General features: G+C 72.7%; 10 protein-coding genes. 1 reads left to right on the forward strand and 9 read right to left on the reverse strand.

Annotated elements, in window-relative coordinates; genetic code table 11:
- Window positions 1-41 precede the first annotated feature (41 nt).
- The 3 genes from ACFVUY_RS31600 to ACFVUY_RS31610 all read right to left on the reverse strand — a co-directional run bounded on the left by ACFVUY_RS31600 (window position 42) and on the right by ACFVUY_RS31610 (window position 3,696).
- Entirely contained in the window at window positions 42-1,235 is a 1,194-nt protein-coding gene (locus tag ACFVUY_RS31600; RefSeq protein ID WP_387735676.1) for a S8 family serine peptidase, read from the reverse strand.
- Between the two features lie 252 nt (window positions 1,236-1,487).
- Window positions 1,488-3,143 (reverse strand): WXG100 family type VII secretion target, encoded by a 1,656-nt coding sequence (locus tag ACFVUY_RS31605; RefSeq protein WP_387735678.1) that lies wholly within the window; start codon window positions 3,141-3,143, stop codon window positions 1,488-1,490.
- A 43-nt stretch (window positions 3,144-3,186) separates the two neighbouring features.
- Window positions 3,187-3,696, reverse strand: a complete 510-nt coding sequence (locus ACFVUY_RS31610; RefSeq protein WP_387735680.1) for a hypothetical protein — start codon at window positions 3,694-3,696, stop codon at window positions 3,187-3,189.
- A gap of 575 nt (window positions 3,697-4,271) precedes the next feature.
- Here ACFVUY_RS31610 and ACFVUY_RS31615 point away from each other — a divergent pair.
- Complete coding sequence (locus ACFVUY_RS31615) at window positions 4,272-6,305, forward strand: FUSC family protein (protein WP_387735682.1); 2,034 nt, start codon at window positions 4,272-4,274, stop codon at window positions 6,303-6,305.
- A gap of 93 nt (window positions 6,306-6,398) precedes the next feature.
- Here ACFVUY_RS31615 and ACFVUY_RS31620 read toward each other — a convergent pair whose 3' ends face one another.
- The 6 genes from ACFVUY_RS31620 to ACFVUY_RS31645 form a co-directional block, all read right to left on the reverse strand.
- On the reverse strand, window positions 6,399-8,267 hold the full coding sequence (locus ACFVUY_RS31620) for an ABC-F family ATP-binding cassette domain-containing protein (RefSeq protein WP_387692625.1): 1,869 nt from the start codon (window positions 8,265-8,267) through the stop codon (window positions 6,399-6,401).
- A gap of 228 nt (window positions 8,268-8,495) precedes the next feature.
- Window positions 8,496-9,413: a 4-(cytidine 5'-diphospho)-2-C-methyl-D-erythritol kinase gene (locus ACFVUY_RS31625; protein WP_387692627.1), complete on the reverse strand. Its 918-nt coding sequence runs from the start codon at window positions 9,411-9,413 to the stop codon at window positions 8,496-8,498.
- The gene (rsmA, locus tag ACFVUY_RS31630) at window positions 9,410-10,291 is read right to left on the reverse strand and encodes a 16S rRNA (adenine(1518)-N(6)/adenine(1519)-N(6))-dimethyltransferase RsmA (RefSeq protein WP_387735684.1); all 882 of its coding nucleotides are present in this window, start codon (window positions 10,289-10,291) and stop codon (window positions 9,410-9,412) included. Before rsmA ends, ACFVUY_RS31625 begins: the two co-directional genes overlap by 4 nt.
- A gap of 70 nt (window positions 10,292-10,361) precedes the next feature.
- Window positions 10,362-11,240, reverse strand: coding sequence for a TatD family hydrolase (locus ACFVUY_RS31635; RefSeq protein WP_359899758.1), 879 nt, complete (start codon window positions 11,238-11,240; stop codon window positions 10,362-10,364).
- Window position 11,241: 1 nt separating this feature from the next.
- On the reverse strand, window positions 11,242-12,864 hold the full coding sequence (gene metG, locus ACFVUY_RS31640; protein ID WP_387692631.1) for a methionine--tRNA ligase: 1,623 nt from the start codon (window positions 12,862-12,864) through the stop codon (window positions 11,242-11,244).
- A gap of 85 nt (window positions 12,865-12,949) precedes the next feature.
- Entirely contained in the window at window positions 12,950-13,375 is a 426-nt protein-coding gene (locus tag ACFVUY_RS31645) for a hypothetical protein (RefSeq protein ID WP_387735687.1), read from the reverse strand.
- Window positions 13,376-13,570 lie beyond the last annotated feature (195 nt).

A 13,570-nucleotide genomic window follows, 5' to 3' on the forward strand; every position in this document is an offset into this window, starting at 1 on the left:
AGCCGACGAGCCCACATCCCGCGTTCCCCCAACAACGTGAACTACCTCGCGTACGGATTGTCCTCCGGCGGCACCGGCGGCTGGTACGAAGGCAGGGACGGCGGCGGCACCTGAGCCGGCTCGGGCTGTGCAGACGGCTTCCGACGCCGCATCACCAGGAACACCACGCCCGCCACCAGCACCAACCCGGCCGCCACACCCCCCACGATCGGCAGCGTGCTGCTCGAACCCGACGACTTCCCCGCCTCCGGCTGCGCCGACGGCGCACCAGCGGCCACACCGGTCGGAGTCTCAACCGGCACCGTCGGCGCCGAAGCCGGCGCGCTCGACGGAGCCGCCGACGGCGTAGTCGCATCGGCCGACAGCGGCGACACGTTCGCCGGGCCCGGATCCCCCGGATCCGTCAACGCGATCCGCGGCCTCACCGCACCCCAACCGGCGTCATCCGTACGGACCGTTCCCCCGTTCGGCCTGCTCGCCGTGTTGATGAGGACCCGCAGAACCTGATTCGCGGTCCAGTCCTTGTGGACCGACCAGACCAGTGCCGCCGAGGCGGAGACCAGAGCGGTTGCGTCGGACGTCCCATGACTCTTGCAGTACCCGGTTTCGGAGGTGCAAGCCTCCACCATTTCCTCGCCCGGCCCCACAAGTGCGACCTGCGGCCCTGTCTGGGACTCCGCAGTCACGGTGCCGCTTCGATTGATAGCCCCGACACCGACAACATTCGGCAAAGCACCCGGGTATTCCGAAAGGTTTCCATCCTGCGCAGAGTTTCCCACGCTGGAAACCACCAGAGCCCCCTTAGCCCTCGCGTTTGCAAGGATCTGGTTCAGCTTGGCGACATCCGTGGGAGAGGTCCGCACCGCGGCCATACCCTGGGAGATATTAATAACCTTGGCGCCTTGACTCACTGCATAGTCGACCGCCTGGCCGATCTGGCCGAGGAAATCTGCCGAGATCGAAGAGCCCTCGGAGCCGTTGGCAATCTTCAAGGGCAGAATTTTCACCCCAGGCGCCAGCCCGTACGCTCCGGCTCCCCCTTGGCCCTTCCCAGTCCCCGCGATGAGACTGGCCATCTGAGTCCCATGACCTCCGACATCGAGCCCGACGCCGCCGGGACTGCCGCTGAAGTCCCGACCCGGCAAGAACTGCCCTGCCAGGTCCGGATGGTCAAGCTTGAAGCCTCCGTCGACCACCGCGACTGTGATCCCGTCACCCTTGGTGGTCTTCCACATGTCCGGGGCGTGCATGGCGTCCAGGTGCCATTGGTTGGCACGGATCGAACCGTCCGCAAGTGCTGGCGCTGCGGCCGACCCGACCAGGGCCCCCGTAGCCAGGACTGCGGTGGTAAGTACCCGCCACCGCGCTCGCGCGTCCGTCCGCCCCATCACAACTCCTCGTCAATCTCTCCGTCGACCGGGAAGCGTGCCCCGAACAAGCCTGCCCGGCCACTGGGGATGCCCAGTGGCCGGGCAGTCGTTGCCGTCCTACTCAATCACGTCCGGGTTGCTGTGCGGCGTACCGCTCGTCCAGGTCTCCTCGTCCTCGTGCAGGTAGTCGGCCCGCTTGCGGCGGTCACGCTCGTTCCGGCTGCCGTGGCCCGAGGACCCGGGCGCCATCATGCCGTTCTGCCTGGACTGCGCACCGCCCTCGGCAGCGCCCGCCGCGCGGTTGCGCAGGCCGGTACCGCCGGGCGTGAACTCCCCGCCCGCACTCGGCCCCTTGCGACCGCCGACCGTCCCGCCGGTGGTCGAGGACAGGCCCCGGCCACGCGAACCGCCGCCGGACCCGACCGCACCGCCGTGGGCACCGCCCATGCCGGGGTGCATGCCGCCCGCACCGCCGGGCCCACCGACCCGGCCGCCACCCGGACCCGCCTCGCGGGCGCCGAAGACCGTCCCGCTGGGCAGTCCCGGAGTACCGCTCCTCCCCTGCCCCGGGCCGCCGCCGAACGGGGTCGTCCGCGGCTGGATCTGGCCGCCGCCCTTGCCGGGGACGTACCCGCTGCCGCCGCCCTTGGTCGGGACGGTGCCGCCGCCCGCTCCGGCGGGGAAGCCCGTGATCGGACCGCCGCCGCCGGGGACGCCGGGCCCGTTGTTCGGGCCGCCCGTCCCGTTCGGGTAGCCGGGGAGAGTGGTCGGCCCGTCCGTGGGCGGCTGGCCGCCGCCCGGACCGTACGGGCCGGTCTGGGTCGGGATCGTCGGCAGGGTGGGCACGCTGTTGAGATCGGTGCCCGGACGGTTGACCGGGTCGGACGGGTAGGACGGCGGGATCGAGGTCCCCGGGTCCTGCGGCGCGGGCGGCACCTGACCGCCGCCGTGCGGCGGGGGCAGGGTGCTGCCCGGGGTGCCCGGGCCGGGACCGCCCGAACCCGGGTCACGGGGCTGGACCGTGCCGCCGCCGTAGCCGCCATCGGACGGGGTGGAACCACCACCGGCACTTCCGCTGCCCGAACGCGGGTTGCGGACTGAGCCCCCGTGGCCGCCCCCGCTTCCGCCGCCGACCGGAAAGGTCGTCTTGCTGTCGCGGTCCCGGCCGTCACCCGGCGTCCCCGGCAGCGAGACGTTGTCGTCGATCCCGTTCAGCGTCGTCGTCGCCGCGCTGTACGCCTGCGCCAGCTTCTCCAGCTGGAGAATGGCTTCCTGCCGTTCCTTCTCGATCTTCGCCTTGGCCTGCTTGGCCGCGTCCGCGGTCACCCAGTTCCTGTCGACGGAAGCCATGTACGAGTCGACCGACTGGCCGACGATGTTCTGTGCCGCGGCCGGCGGGATGTACACCGTCTGCGAGTTGTGCCTGGCAACCGCGTCGATCTCCGTCTGCGGCAGTACAGGCACAGCGGCCCTGGCCGTGCTGAGCGCCTCACCGGCCTGGGTCATCGCACTGCCCGCGGTCGTGGAGTGCTGGCTGATGATCGCCGCGGACTTGTACAGGTTTCCGACCCAGGTCTTGAAGTTCTCGGCTGCCGGCCCTTCCCAGCTGACCTGGCCCAGGTGTGCCTGGAGAGCCTTGCTGAGCTCCGACAGGACGCGGCCGGCGTCCTGGAGCTGCGCTGCCCGCTTCAGCACCTCTGCCGGCTTCGCGCCGTCGACCATTCCCTTGAGGACGGCATGGTCGATGCCGTCGAAGTCTGTCGTTCCTGCCATGATTCGCTCCCCGTCTCCCCGTAGGTCTCGCCCCGCACCGCTGTCAGAGGTTCAGCCCCGTGGACTTCGGTGCCGTCCCGTTCGCCCCCGCCGCCGGCGAGGCGACGCCTGCTTGCTTCGCTACCGCGTTCTGATCCGCCGTCGTCTGCTCTTCGTTGTTCGCGTACTGGGTGGCGGTCTTCGAGACCGCCTCCGTCATCGCCTCGATCTGAGCCACGAAGTCCTTGTGGAGCTTGACGAGTTGCCCGTGCACCTTGCCGTAGGCGGTGTTCAGCGCCACGGCCTCCGGGAACTTCCCGGCGTCCGCCCCGTTGACGAAGCTGCCCTGGGAGACCTTCTGCTCCTCCAGCTTGTACGGTGCGGCCGCCGACCCTTCCATCGCGGCGAGCAGCGCCTCGATCTTCGCGGCGAATGCCGACAGGGTCTGCAGCTCGACCTTGACGTTCTGCTGGCCGAAGGCCGACACCAGGTCACTGGCAGTGAAGTTCGTCTGTGCCGTGCTGACAACGCGATTGATCCCGAACCCGAAGGGCCCGAACGGATCGCTCAGCATGAACGGCGTCGTGTCGCTCGAAGGCGCCTGACCGTTCGGATCGGTGCCCGTCGCGCTGGGCTCAGGATTCGCCGACGCGCTGGGCGCGGGGTTGGACGACGGGCTGGGCGGACTCGCCGATGGACTGGGCGAAGGATTCGCCGACGGACTGGGCGTCGCGCTCGGCGAAGGGTTCGCCGACGGCGTCAGCGTGGGACTGGGTGACGGACTCACCGAAGGAGTCGGCGTCCCCGGACTAGTTGCACCATTGCCTGCCACAGCAGTTCACCTCTCCCCCGTACGGCCCGCCGCGCCCGGGCCTCCCGGGCTTCCGCGTGCCGCAACACACCGTCAACTTCTGGTTCGTACCGTCCTGGTCGGAGCACCGACCGCCCTGTGGACGGTTTTCGCCTCCGTCATCGTAGCCACCACCTCTGTCGGCCCGGCAGGGACCTTGGCCCGCCCGTACGCGATCGGTACGAACTTGACACGTACGAGGCTGCCGCGGCGGCCCTGGGTAGACTGACCCGGTACGCCCCATCTGCCGCGCAATGTCGCACAGCAGCGACCCAAGGCCGCAGAACGGACGTGACCGCGTGAGCTCTTCCGACGTCTCTCCTTCCCCCTGGTGGGCCCGTGCCGCGCGGCCCGCGCGGCCGCCGGTGCCGGTGGCGCTGATGGTGCGGGCGGCGGTGGGCATGGCGGTGCCGTTGACGGTGGGGCTGCTGACGCACCGGCTGGATCTGGGGGTGTTCGCCGGGCTCGGGGCGATGCACGCGACGATGAACGACCGGGTCGAGCCGGGCAGGCTGCGGGCCGCCCGGATCGGGACGGCGGTCCTCGCCTCGGCGTTCGGCATGCTGATCGGCACCGCGCTTCAGCGCGCCGACGTGGACGGTCTCGTCCTGGGTGTCGCGCTGACGCTGACCGCCTTCGTCTCGGGCGCGCTGAGTGCGACGGGTCCGCGCGGTTCGGCGGCCGGGATGCTGCTGCTGGTGTCGGCCGCGCTGGGCAGCGGGATGCCGCTGCCGCGGCCGTGGTGGGCGGCGGCGCCGATGCTGCTGGTCGGGGCGGCGTTCGTGGTGCTGTTGGGGCTGTCGGCGGGTGCGCCGAACCGGCCCTCCGCGGATCCGCGCAACCGGGCGCTGGCGGCCGCGTACGAAGCGCTCGGCCGTACGCTCGCCGATCTGGGTGGGCCGCGGGCGGGGGTCTCGCGCCAGGTGCTGACGGCCCGTCTGAACCAGCTCCAGGACCTCCTCGGCACGAACCGGCGGAGCCGACAGAACCGGCGGAGCCACCGGACCGCCCAGGACCGCGGGACCGCCCAGGACCACCGGACCGCCCAGGACCGCCGCGGCCGGATGTACGAGGCCGCCCTCGCCGCCACCGAGGCGGCGACCGGTCTGGTGTGGGCCCGCCGTCCGGTCCCGCCGGAGGTGGCCGAGGTGCCGAACCGGCTGGCGGCCGCCGTGCGGCAGGGCGGCGGCGAGGTCGCCGTACCCGACTGGCGGCCGGACACCCCGTCGCGGCAGGCCCTGGACGTGGCTCTGCGCGCCGCCGCCGACACGGTGGCCGGCCGCGACACCCGGCTCGGCACCGCCCCCGCGCCGCCGCCGGATCCGTGGCGGCTGCGGGCGCGGCTGCTGTCGCGGGGTTCGGTCCGGTACGGGCTGCGCGTCGCGCTGTGCATCGCGGTCGGTTCGGCGGTTACGGCCAACTACCCGCTCAGCAAGAGCTACTGGGTGCCGATGACGATCGCCTTCGTGCTCAAGCCGGACCTCGGGTCGGTGTTCCTGCGCGCGGTGAGCCGTTCGGTCGGCACGGTGCTCGGGGTGGCCGTGACCGCGGCGCTGCTCACGGCCGCCACCGACGAGTGGGCGCTGACCGCGATGGCCGCGGGCTGCGTGGCCCTGCTCCCGTACGCGACGGCGGCGCACTACGGGCTGAACACCGTGGTGATGACGCCGATGGCGCTGGTCCTGCTCCAGCTCGGCGGGCAGAGCGGCGCCGCGGAGTTCTGGCCACGGGTCCTGGACACCGTGCTGGCCAGCGCGATCGTCCTGCTCTTCGGCTACCTGCTGTGGCCGGAGCGCCCGCGCCATCGGATCGAGCCGAGGCTGGTCGACGCGACGACGGCACTGCGGGCCTACCTCGACGCCGTCGTCCAGGACGCCACCACCACCGCCACCATCAACGCCGGCGACACCACCGGCGCCGACCACGCCGGCGACACCACCGTCCGGAACGGCAACGCCCAGGTGTGGCTGCGCCGTACGGCCTACCGGTCACTGGCGGACGCCCGCCGGGAGGTCCAGCAGGGCCTGGCGGAGCCGCCGCCCACCGGCCGGCTGGCCGAGCGGTGGCTGCCGGCCACGGCGGCCCTGGAGCGACTGGGCGGCGCGGTGGCGGCCTTCGCCGCGCAGATCCGGTACGGCGGCCGGCTGCCGGACCCGGGCGAGGTGGGCCGGGTACGGCACGCGCTGGACGAACTGACGGCCGCCGCACGGGCGCACCGCCCGCCGACGAACCCGGCGGCCCGTCCGACCGCCCCGCACGACCCGGCGCGCAGTGCGCTGGGCCGTGCGGCGGAGGAGCTCGAAACGCTCCTCGGCGGCCACCCCGGCAGGTGATCCGGCGCGGGCCGCGCCGACGAGCGACCCGGCTCGGGCCGCCCCGACCGGCAGCCAGACCAGTCCGACCGGCAGCCGGACCAGCGACCCGCCTCAGACCTGCTCGGCCAGCTCCAGCCAGCCCATCTCCAGCTCCTCCTTCTCCTCCCGGACGGCGCGCAGCTGCGCGTCCAGCTCCGCGACCTTGGAGAAGTCGGCGGCGTGCTCGGCGAGTTGGGAGTGCAGCTTGGACTCCTTCTGGTCCAGCTTGGCGATCTGCCGCTCCAGCTTCTGCATCTCCTTCTTCGCCGCCCGCAGGTCCCCGCCGGACAGCGCGGGGGCACCGCCCTCGGCACCCGGGCCACCTGCGGCACCCGCACCGGCCGAACCCGCGCCGGCCGCGCCACCCGCGCCCGCGCCCGCCGGAGCGGCAGCGGGAGCCGCGGCGGCCATCCTGGCCCGGCGCTCCAGGTACTCGTCCACGCCGTTCGGCAGCATCCGCATCTTCCGGTCGCCGAGCAGCGCGTGGACGGTGTCCGTGGTGCGCTCGATGAAGAAGCGGTCGTGGCTGATGACGATCATCGAGCCGGGCCAGCCGTCGAGCAGGTCCTCCAGCTGGTTGAGCGTCTCGATGTCCAGGTCGTTGGTGGGCTCGTCCAGGAACAGCACGTTGGGCTCGTCCATCAGCAGCCGCAGCAGCTGGAGCCTGCGCCGCTCGCCGCCGGACAGGTCGCCGACCGGCGTCCACTGCTTGTCCTTGCCGAAGCCGAACTGCTCGCACAGCTGGCCGGCGCTCATCTCCCGGCCCTTGCCGAGGTCGACCCGCGAGCGGACCTGCTCGACGGCCTGGAGCACCCGGGTCGCCGGGTCCAGCTCGGCGACCTCCTGCGACAGGTAGGCCAGCCGCACGGTCTTGCCGACCTTGATGACGCCGGACGCCGGCTGGACGTCGCCCTCGGAGGTGTACGCGTCGCGCAGTGCGCGCAGCAGCGAGGTCTTGCCGGCGCCGTTGACGCCGAGCAGGCCGATCCGCTCGCCGGGGCCGAGCTGCCAGGTGATGTTCTCCAGCAGCAGCTTCGGGCCGGCCGTGACGGTCACGCCCTCCAGGTCGAAGACCGTCTTGCCGAGCCGCGCGTTGGCGAACTTCATCAGCTCGGAGGTGTCGCGCGGGTCCGGCACGTCCGCGATCAGGGCGTTGGCGGCCTCGATCCGGTAGCGCGGCTTGGAGGTGCGGGCGGGGGCGCCGCGGCGCAGCCAGGCCAGCTCCTTGCGGGCCATGTTCTGGCGCTTCTGCTCCTCGACGGCCTCGATCCGGGAGCGCTCGGCGCGGGCGAAGACGTAGTCGGAGTAGCCGCCCTCGTACTCGTGCACCTCACCGCTCTGGACGTCCCACATGCGGGTGCAGACCTGGTCGAGGAACCACCGGTCGTGGGTGACGCAGACGAGCGCGGAGCGGCGCTTCTGGAGGTGCTCGGCGAGCCAGTTGATGCCCTCGACGTCGAGGTGGTTGGTGGGCTCGTCGAGGACGATCAGGTCGGGCGAGCCGAGCAGCAGCTTGGCGAGCGCGATCCGGCGGCGCTCGCCGCCGGAGAGCGGGCCGATGACGGTGTCCAGGCCGTCGGCGAAGCCGGGCAGGTCGAGGCCGCCGAAGAGGCCCTCGATGATGTCGCGGATGCGGGCGTCACCGAGCCACTCGTGGTCGGCCCGGTCGGCGATCACCTCGTGCCGGATGGTGGCCGTCGGGTCGAGCGAGTCGTGCTGGGTGAGGACGGCCATCTGGAGGCCGCCGGAGTGGGTGATCCGGCCGCCGTCGGGTTCCTCCAGCTTGGCGAGCATCCGGATCAGGGTGGTCTTGCCGTCGCCGTTGCGGCCGACGACGCCGATCCGGTCGCCCTCGCTGACGCCCAGGCTGACCGCGTCCAGCAGGGCGCGGGTGCCGTAGACCTTCGTGACGGACTCGATGGTGGCGAGGTTGACGGCCACGTGTGCTGCGCTCCTGGGTTCGGCGGTCTCGGGGCGGTCCGCCGCTCAACGGCCGGGTGCCCCTGTCGGGACACCCCGATCTCTCCAGCCTAATGGGCCCGCCGGAGCGCCCTCACCGCGTCAGTCCGCCAGGGAGGCCCCCGGCACTGTTCCGCGGGCGCCGCCCTCACCGCGTCGGTCGACCGGGGACGCCCCCGGCACCGTTCCGCGGGCGCCGCCCTCACCGCGTCAGTCCAGCAGGGACGCCCCCGGCACCGGTCCGTGGGTGGCGTGGGCAGTCCGGCAGGTGCCGGAGGCCCGGAGCGCCCCGGCCACCGCGGCGGCGGCCTCGGCGTCCTTGACCAGGAAGGCGCAGGTCGGCCCGGAGCCGGAGACCAGGGCCCCGAGCGCGCCCGCCTCGGTGCCGGCGCGCAGGGTGGCGGCGAGTGCGGGGCGCAGCGAGAGCGCGGCGGGCTGGAGGTCGTTGGCGAGCGCGTCGGCCAGGGCGACGGCGTCGCCGTGGGCGAGGGCGGCGAGCAGCGCCGGGTCGGCGTCCGGGGTGGGGACGTCGGTGTCGCTGGAGCCGGTGCCGGCCTCTTCGCGCAGCCGGTCGCACTCGCGGAACACGGCGGGGGTGGACAGGCCGCCCTCGGCGACCGCGAAGACCCAGTGGAAGGTGCCCCCGGTGGTCAGCGGCTCCAGGATCTCGCCCCGGCCGCGGCCGAGCGCGACGCCGCCGAGCAGGGCGAACGGCACGTCGGAGCCGAGTTCGGCGGCCAGTTCCAGCAGCACCGGAAGCGGGGTGTCCAGCTGCCAGAGCGCGTCGCAGGCGACCAGCGCGGCCGCGCCGTCGGCGCTGCCGCCGGCCATGCCGCCGGCCACCGGGATGGCCTTGGCGATGTGCAGGTGCACGCCCGGGTCGGCGATGCCGTGGTGGGCGGCGAGCAGCCGGGCGGCGCGGGCGGCGAGGTTGCTGTCGTCGAGCGGGACGACGGCGGCGTCCGGGCCGGTGCAGCTCAGTGTCACGCCTTCCCCGGCGGTGGCGGTGACCTCGTCCCCGAGGGCGACCGCGAAGAAGACGTTGGCCAGGTCGTGGAAGCCGTCGGCGCGCAGGCCGCCGACCCCCAGCTGGACGTTGACCTTGGCCGGTACCCGTACGGTGATCACACGGCGTCCTTGGCGGGCTTGTGCTCGGCGATCGCGGCGAACTGCTCGACCGTCAGCATCTCGCCGCGCAGCTTGTGGTCGATGCCGGCCGCCGCGAGCGCCTGCTCGGCCCCGGCGGCGGAGCCCGCCCAGCCGGCCAGCGCGGCGCGCAGGGTCTTGCGCCGCTGGGCGAACGCGGCGTCGACGACCGCGAACACCTGCTCGCGGCTGGCGGTGGTCCTCGGCGGCTCGCGGCGGATCAGCGAGACCAGCCCGGAGTCGACGTTGGGGGCGGGCCAGAACACGTTCCGTCCGATGGCGCCGGCCCGCTTCACGTCGGCGTACCAGTTGGCCTTGACCGACGGGACGCCGTACACCTTGTTGCCCGGCTTGGCGGCGAGCCGGTCGGCGACCTCGCTCTGCACCATCACCAGGGTCCGCTCGATGCTGGGGAAGGTCGCCAGCATGTGCAGCAGGACGGGCACGGCGACGTTGTACGGGAGGTTGGCGACCAGCGCGGTGGGCGCGGGCCCGGGCAGCTCGGTGACCTCCATGGCGTCGCTGAACACCAGGTCGAAGGAGTCCGCCTTGCCCGGCATCCGGGCGGCGACGGTGTCCGGCAGGTGCTGCGCCAGCACCGGGTCGATCTCGACCGCGGTGACGTGCCGCGCCACTTCCAGCAGTGCCAGGGTGAGCGAGCCGAGCCCGGGCCCGACCTCCACCACCGCGTCCTGCTCCGTCACGTCGGCGGCCCGGACGATCCGCCGCACGGTGTTGCCGTCGATGACGAAGTTCTGCCCGCGCTGCTTGGTCGGCTTCACGCCGAACGCGGCGGCCAGCTCCCGGATGTCGGCGGCGCCCAGAAGGTGGCTGTCAGGGGTGGGGTCGGTGGTGCTCACGCGCCAAGGATACGGGCGCGGGGGCCGCCGTCCGGACGCGCCGATCCGGACGGGGCCCCCGTGCTCGGGCTCAGTACCCGAAGGCCCTGGCGGTGTTCGCCGCGACGGCCGTGCACAGCTCGTCCTCGGCCAGGCCCAGGGTGGCGGCCATCGAGCGGACCGTGACCGGGATCAGGTACGGGGCGTTCGGGCGGCCGCGGTAGGGGTGCGGGGTGAGGAAGGGGGCGTCGGTCTCGACCAGGATCCGGTCCAGCGGGGTGGCGAGCAGGGCGTCGCGCAGCGGCTGGTTGGCCTTGAAGGTGACCGGTCCGGCGAAGGAGAGGTACCAGCCGTGCTCGGCGCAGGTCTTGGCCATCCCGGCGTCGCCGGAGTAGCAGTGGAAGACCGTCCGCTCCGGGGCGCCTTCGGCCAGCAGGACGGCGATGACGTCCTCGTGGGCGTCGCGGTCGTGGATGACCAGGGCCTTGCCGTGCCGCTTGGCCATCTCGATGTGGCGGCGGAACGACTCCTTCTGGATCTCCACGCCCTCCGGCCCGGTGCGGAAGTAGTCGAGGCCGGTCTCGCCGACCGCCACGACCTGCGGGAGGGCGGCGAGCCGGTCGATCTCGGCGAGCGCCTCGTCCAGCGCGGCGGCGCCGCCGGCCTTCCGCTGCTGCCCGGACCAGCCGTCGGCGTCGCCGAGGAAGATCCGCGGCGCCTCGTTCGGGTGCAGGGCGACGGCCGCGTGCACCTGCTCGTACTGGGCCGCCAGTTCGGCGGCCCAGCGCGAGCCGGGCACGTCGCAGCCCACCTGGACCACCGTGGTGACGCCGACCGAGGCGGCCTTGGCCAGGCCCTCGGCCGGGGTGCCGGACTGCATGTCGAGGTGGGTGTGCGAGTCGGCCACCGCCACGGCCAGGGGTTCCGGCAGCGGCGGCGGGGTCGACCGGGCGTCGTCCTTGGCGGCCATGTCAGGCGGTCGGCTTCTCTTCGAGGCGCGGGAAGAGGATCTCGCCCTTGGTGACGGTGGCGCCGGCGGGCAGCCGGCCCCAGTCGGCGACGGTGGCGACGGTCTGCGCGCCGAGCGCGCCCAGCCCGGCGGCCTCGGCGCCCAGCGAGACCCACAGCTTCTCGGCGGTGGACGGCATCACCGGGTTGAGCAGCACGGCGGTGGCGCGCAGCGCCTCGGCGGCGGTGTAGAGGATGGTGGCCAGCCGGGCCTGCCCCTCCTCGGACCCGTCCTTGGCGACCTTCCACGGCTCCTGCGTGGTGAGGTAGCCGTTGACCTGCTTGACGAACTCGAAGATCGCCGCGAGGCCGCCGGCGAAGTCCAGCTCCTCGCCGATCTTCAGGTCGGCGGCGGCGACCGCCGCGGTCAGCCCGTCCGCGACAGCCTGCTCGGCGTCACCGGCGGCGGTGGCGGCGGGCAGCACCCCGTCGAAGTACTTGCCGACCATCGCGGCGACCCGGGAGGCCAGGTTGCCGAAGTCGTTGGCCAGCTCGGAGGTGTACCGGGCGGTGAAGTCCTCCCAGGAGAACGAGCCGTCGGTGCCGAACGGGATCGCCCGCAGGAAGTAGTAGCGGTACGCGTCCACGCCGAAGTGCGAGGTCAGGTCGGTGGGCGCGATGCCGGTCAGGTTGGACTTGGACATCTTCTCGCCGCCGACCATCAGCCAGCCGTTGGCGACGACCCGCTTGGGCAGCGGCAGCCCGGCGGCCATCAGCATGGCGGGCCAGATGACGGCGTGGAAGCGCAGGATGTCCTTGCCGACCAGGTGGACCGAGGCGGGCCACAGCTCGGCGAAGCGCTCCGGGTCGCTGCCGTAGCCGGCCGCGGTGATGTAGTTCTGCAGCGCGTCGACCCACACGTACAGGACGTGCTTCTCGTCCCAGGGCAGCGGGACGCCCCAGTCGAAGGTGGAGCGGGAGATCGAGAGGTCCTTGAGGTCCTGCTCGACGAAGCGCAGCACCTCGTTGCGGGCCGAGGCGGGCTGGATGAAGTCCGGGTTCGCCGCGTAGAACTCCAGCAGCCGCGGGCCGTAGGCGGAGAGGCGGAAGAAGTAGTTCTCCTCCTCCAGCCACTCGACCGGCCGCTTGTGCACGGCGCAGAGCTTCTCGTCCGCGGTCGCGCCGTCGAGCAGCTCGGCCGGGAGCTTGAACTCCTCGCAGCCGACGCAGTACGGGCCGGAGTAGCCGCCCTTGTAGATCTCGCCCTTGTCGTACAGGTCCTGGACGAACTCCTGCACCCGGGCGGTGTGCCGCTCCTCGGTGGTGCGGATGAAGTCGTCGTTGGCGATCTCCAGGTGCTCCCAGAGCGGCTTCCAGGCCTCCTCGACCAGCTTGTCGCACCACTGCTGCGGGCTGACGCCGTTCGCCTCGGCGGTCCGCATGATCTTCTGACCGTGCTCGTCGGTGCCGGTCAGGTACCACACCTTCTCGCCGCGCTGGCGGTGCCAGCGGGTGAGGACGTCGCCCGCCACGGTGGTGTACGCGTGGCCCAGGTGCGGGCGATCGTTGACGTAGTAGATCGGGGTGGAAACGTAGTACGCCGGGGCGGTCGCCCCGGTGGTGCTGTGGTCTGCAGTGGCCGCCATGGTCGGAAAGCTTAGTCGGGCGCGCGGACCGCCCTCGACCGAGTTTGTTCCCGGCCGGGGGCGGTCCCTCCTCGTCGCCCCGGTGTCAGCCCAGCAGCCGCGACCAGAACCGGGCCCAGCGTCCGCGCGGCCGGACGGGCTCGGCCGCCGGGGGCGGCCCGGCCGGCTCGGCGTGCGCCGGGTAGCCGGGGGCGTGCTGCCACTGCTGGTCGGCGGTGGCCACCCGGCCCTCGCGCATGATCCGCACGGTGTGGCCGCCGCACCCCGGGCAGGTCGGCTTGAGCAGCGGGGACGGCACCCGGACGCCGTTGGCGTGGTACTCGAACACGACGTGGCCGTCCTTGCCCACGTGGTGCTCGATGTCGTACGCCTGCTCCCAGCCGTACCCGCAGCGCAGGCACGCGAAGGAGTAGGCCTCCCGTACGGTTTCGACGGGAGTGTGCGGCCGGCCGGCCAGACCGGCGGTGCTCAGTGCGTTGCCACTGCGCGGGCTACCGACAACATCGCTCATGGCCGTCTCCCAGCGCCCGCCGGACGCTCGCCCGGCTGGGTCTTTCCCTTCCAGGAAATGCCCGGACATGCCCGGGTGACGCCCCACTTGTGAAGACTTGGATGCCGGTTGGGGAGCCCTATACGAAGGGCCTCCCCGGGACCGAAAACCGCGACCGAAGCTTCAGCTCAGCGGGTGTTTACCGGGGCCTTCCCT

Source organism: Kitasatospora sp. NPDC058063, from assembly GCF_042885395.1.
Lineage (GTDB): Bacteria > Actinomycetota > Actinomycetes > Streptomycetales > Streptomycetaceae > Kitasatospora > Kitasatospora lactacystinica.

Excerpts from the sequence above, each read along its gene's own strand:
- ACFVUY_RS31600 (WP_387735676.1), bottom strand. The coding sequence starts at position 1,235 with ATGTGGAAGACCACCAAGGGTGACGGGATCACAGTCGCGGTGGTCGAC.
- ACFVUY_RS31605 (WP_387735678.1), bottom strand. The coding sequence starts at position 3,143 with ATGGCAGGAACGACAGACTTCGACGGCATCGACCATGCCGTCCTCAAG.
- ACFVUY_RS31610 (WP_387735680.1), bottom strand. The coding sequence starts at position 3,696 with ATGCTGAGCGATCCGTTCGGGCCCTTCGGGTTCGGGATCAATCGCGTT.
- ACFVUY_RS31635 (WP_359899758.1), bottom strand. The coding sequence starts at position 11,240 with ATGGCCGCCAAGGACGACGCCCGGTCGACCCCGCCGCCGCTGCCGGAA.
- metG (WP_387692631.1), bottom strand. The coding sequence starts at position 12,864 with ATGGCGGCCACTGCAGACCACAGCACCACCGGGGCGACCGCCCCGGCG.
- ACFVUY_RS31645 (WP_387735687.1), bottom strand. The coding sequence starts at position 13,375 with ATGAGCGATGTTGTCGGTAGCCCGCGCAGTGGCAACGCACTGAGCACC.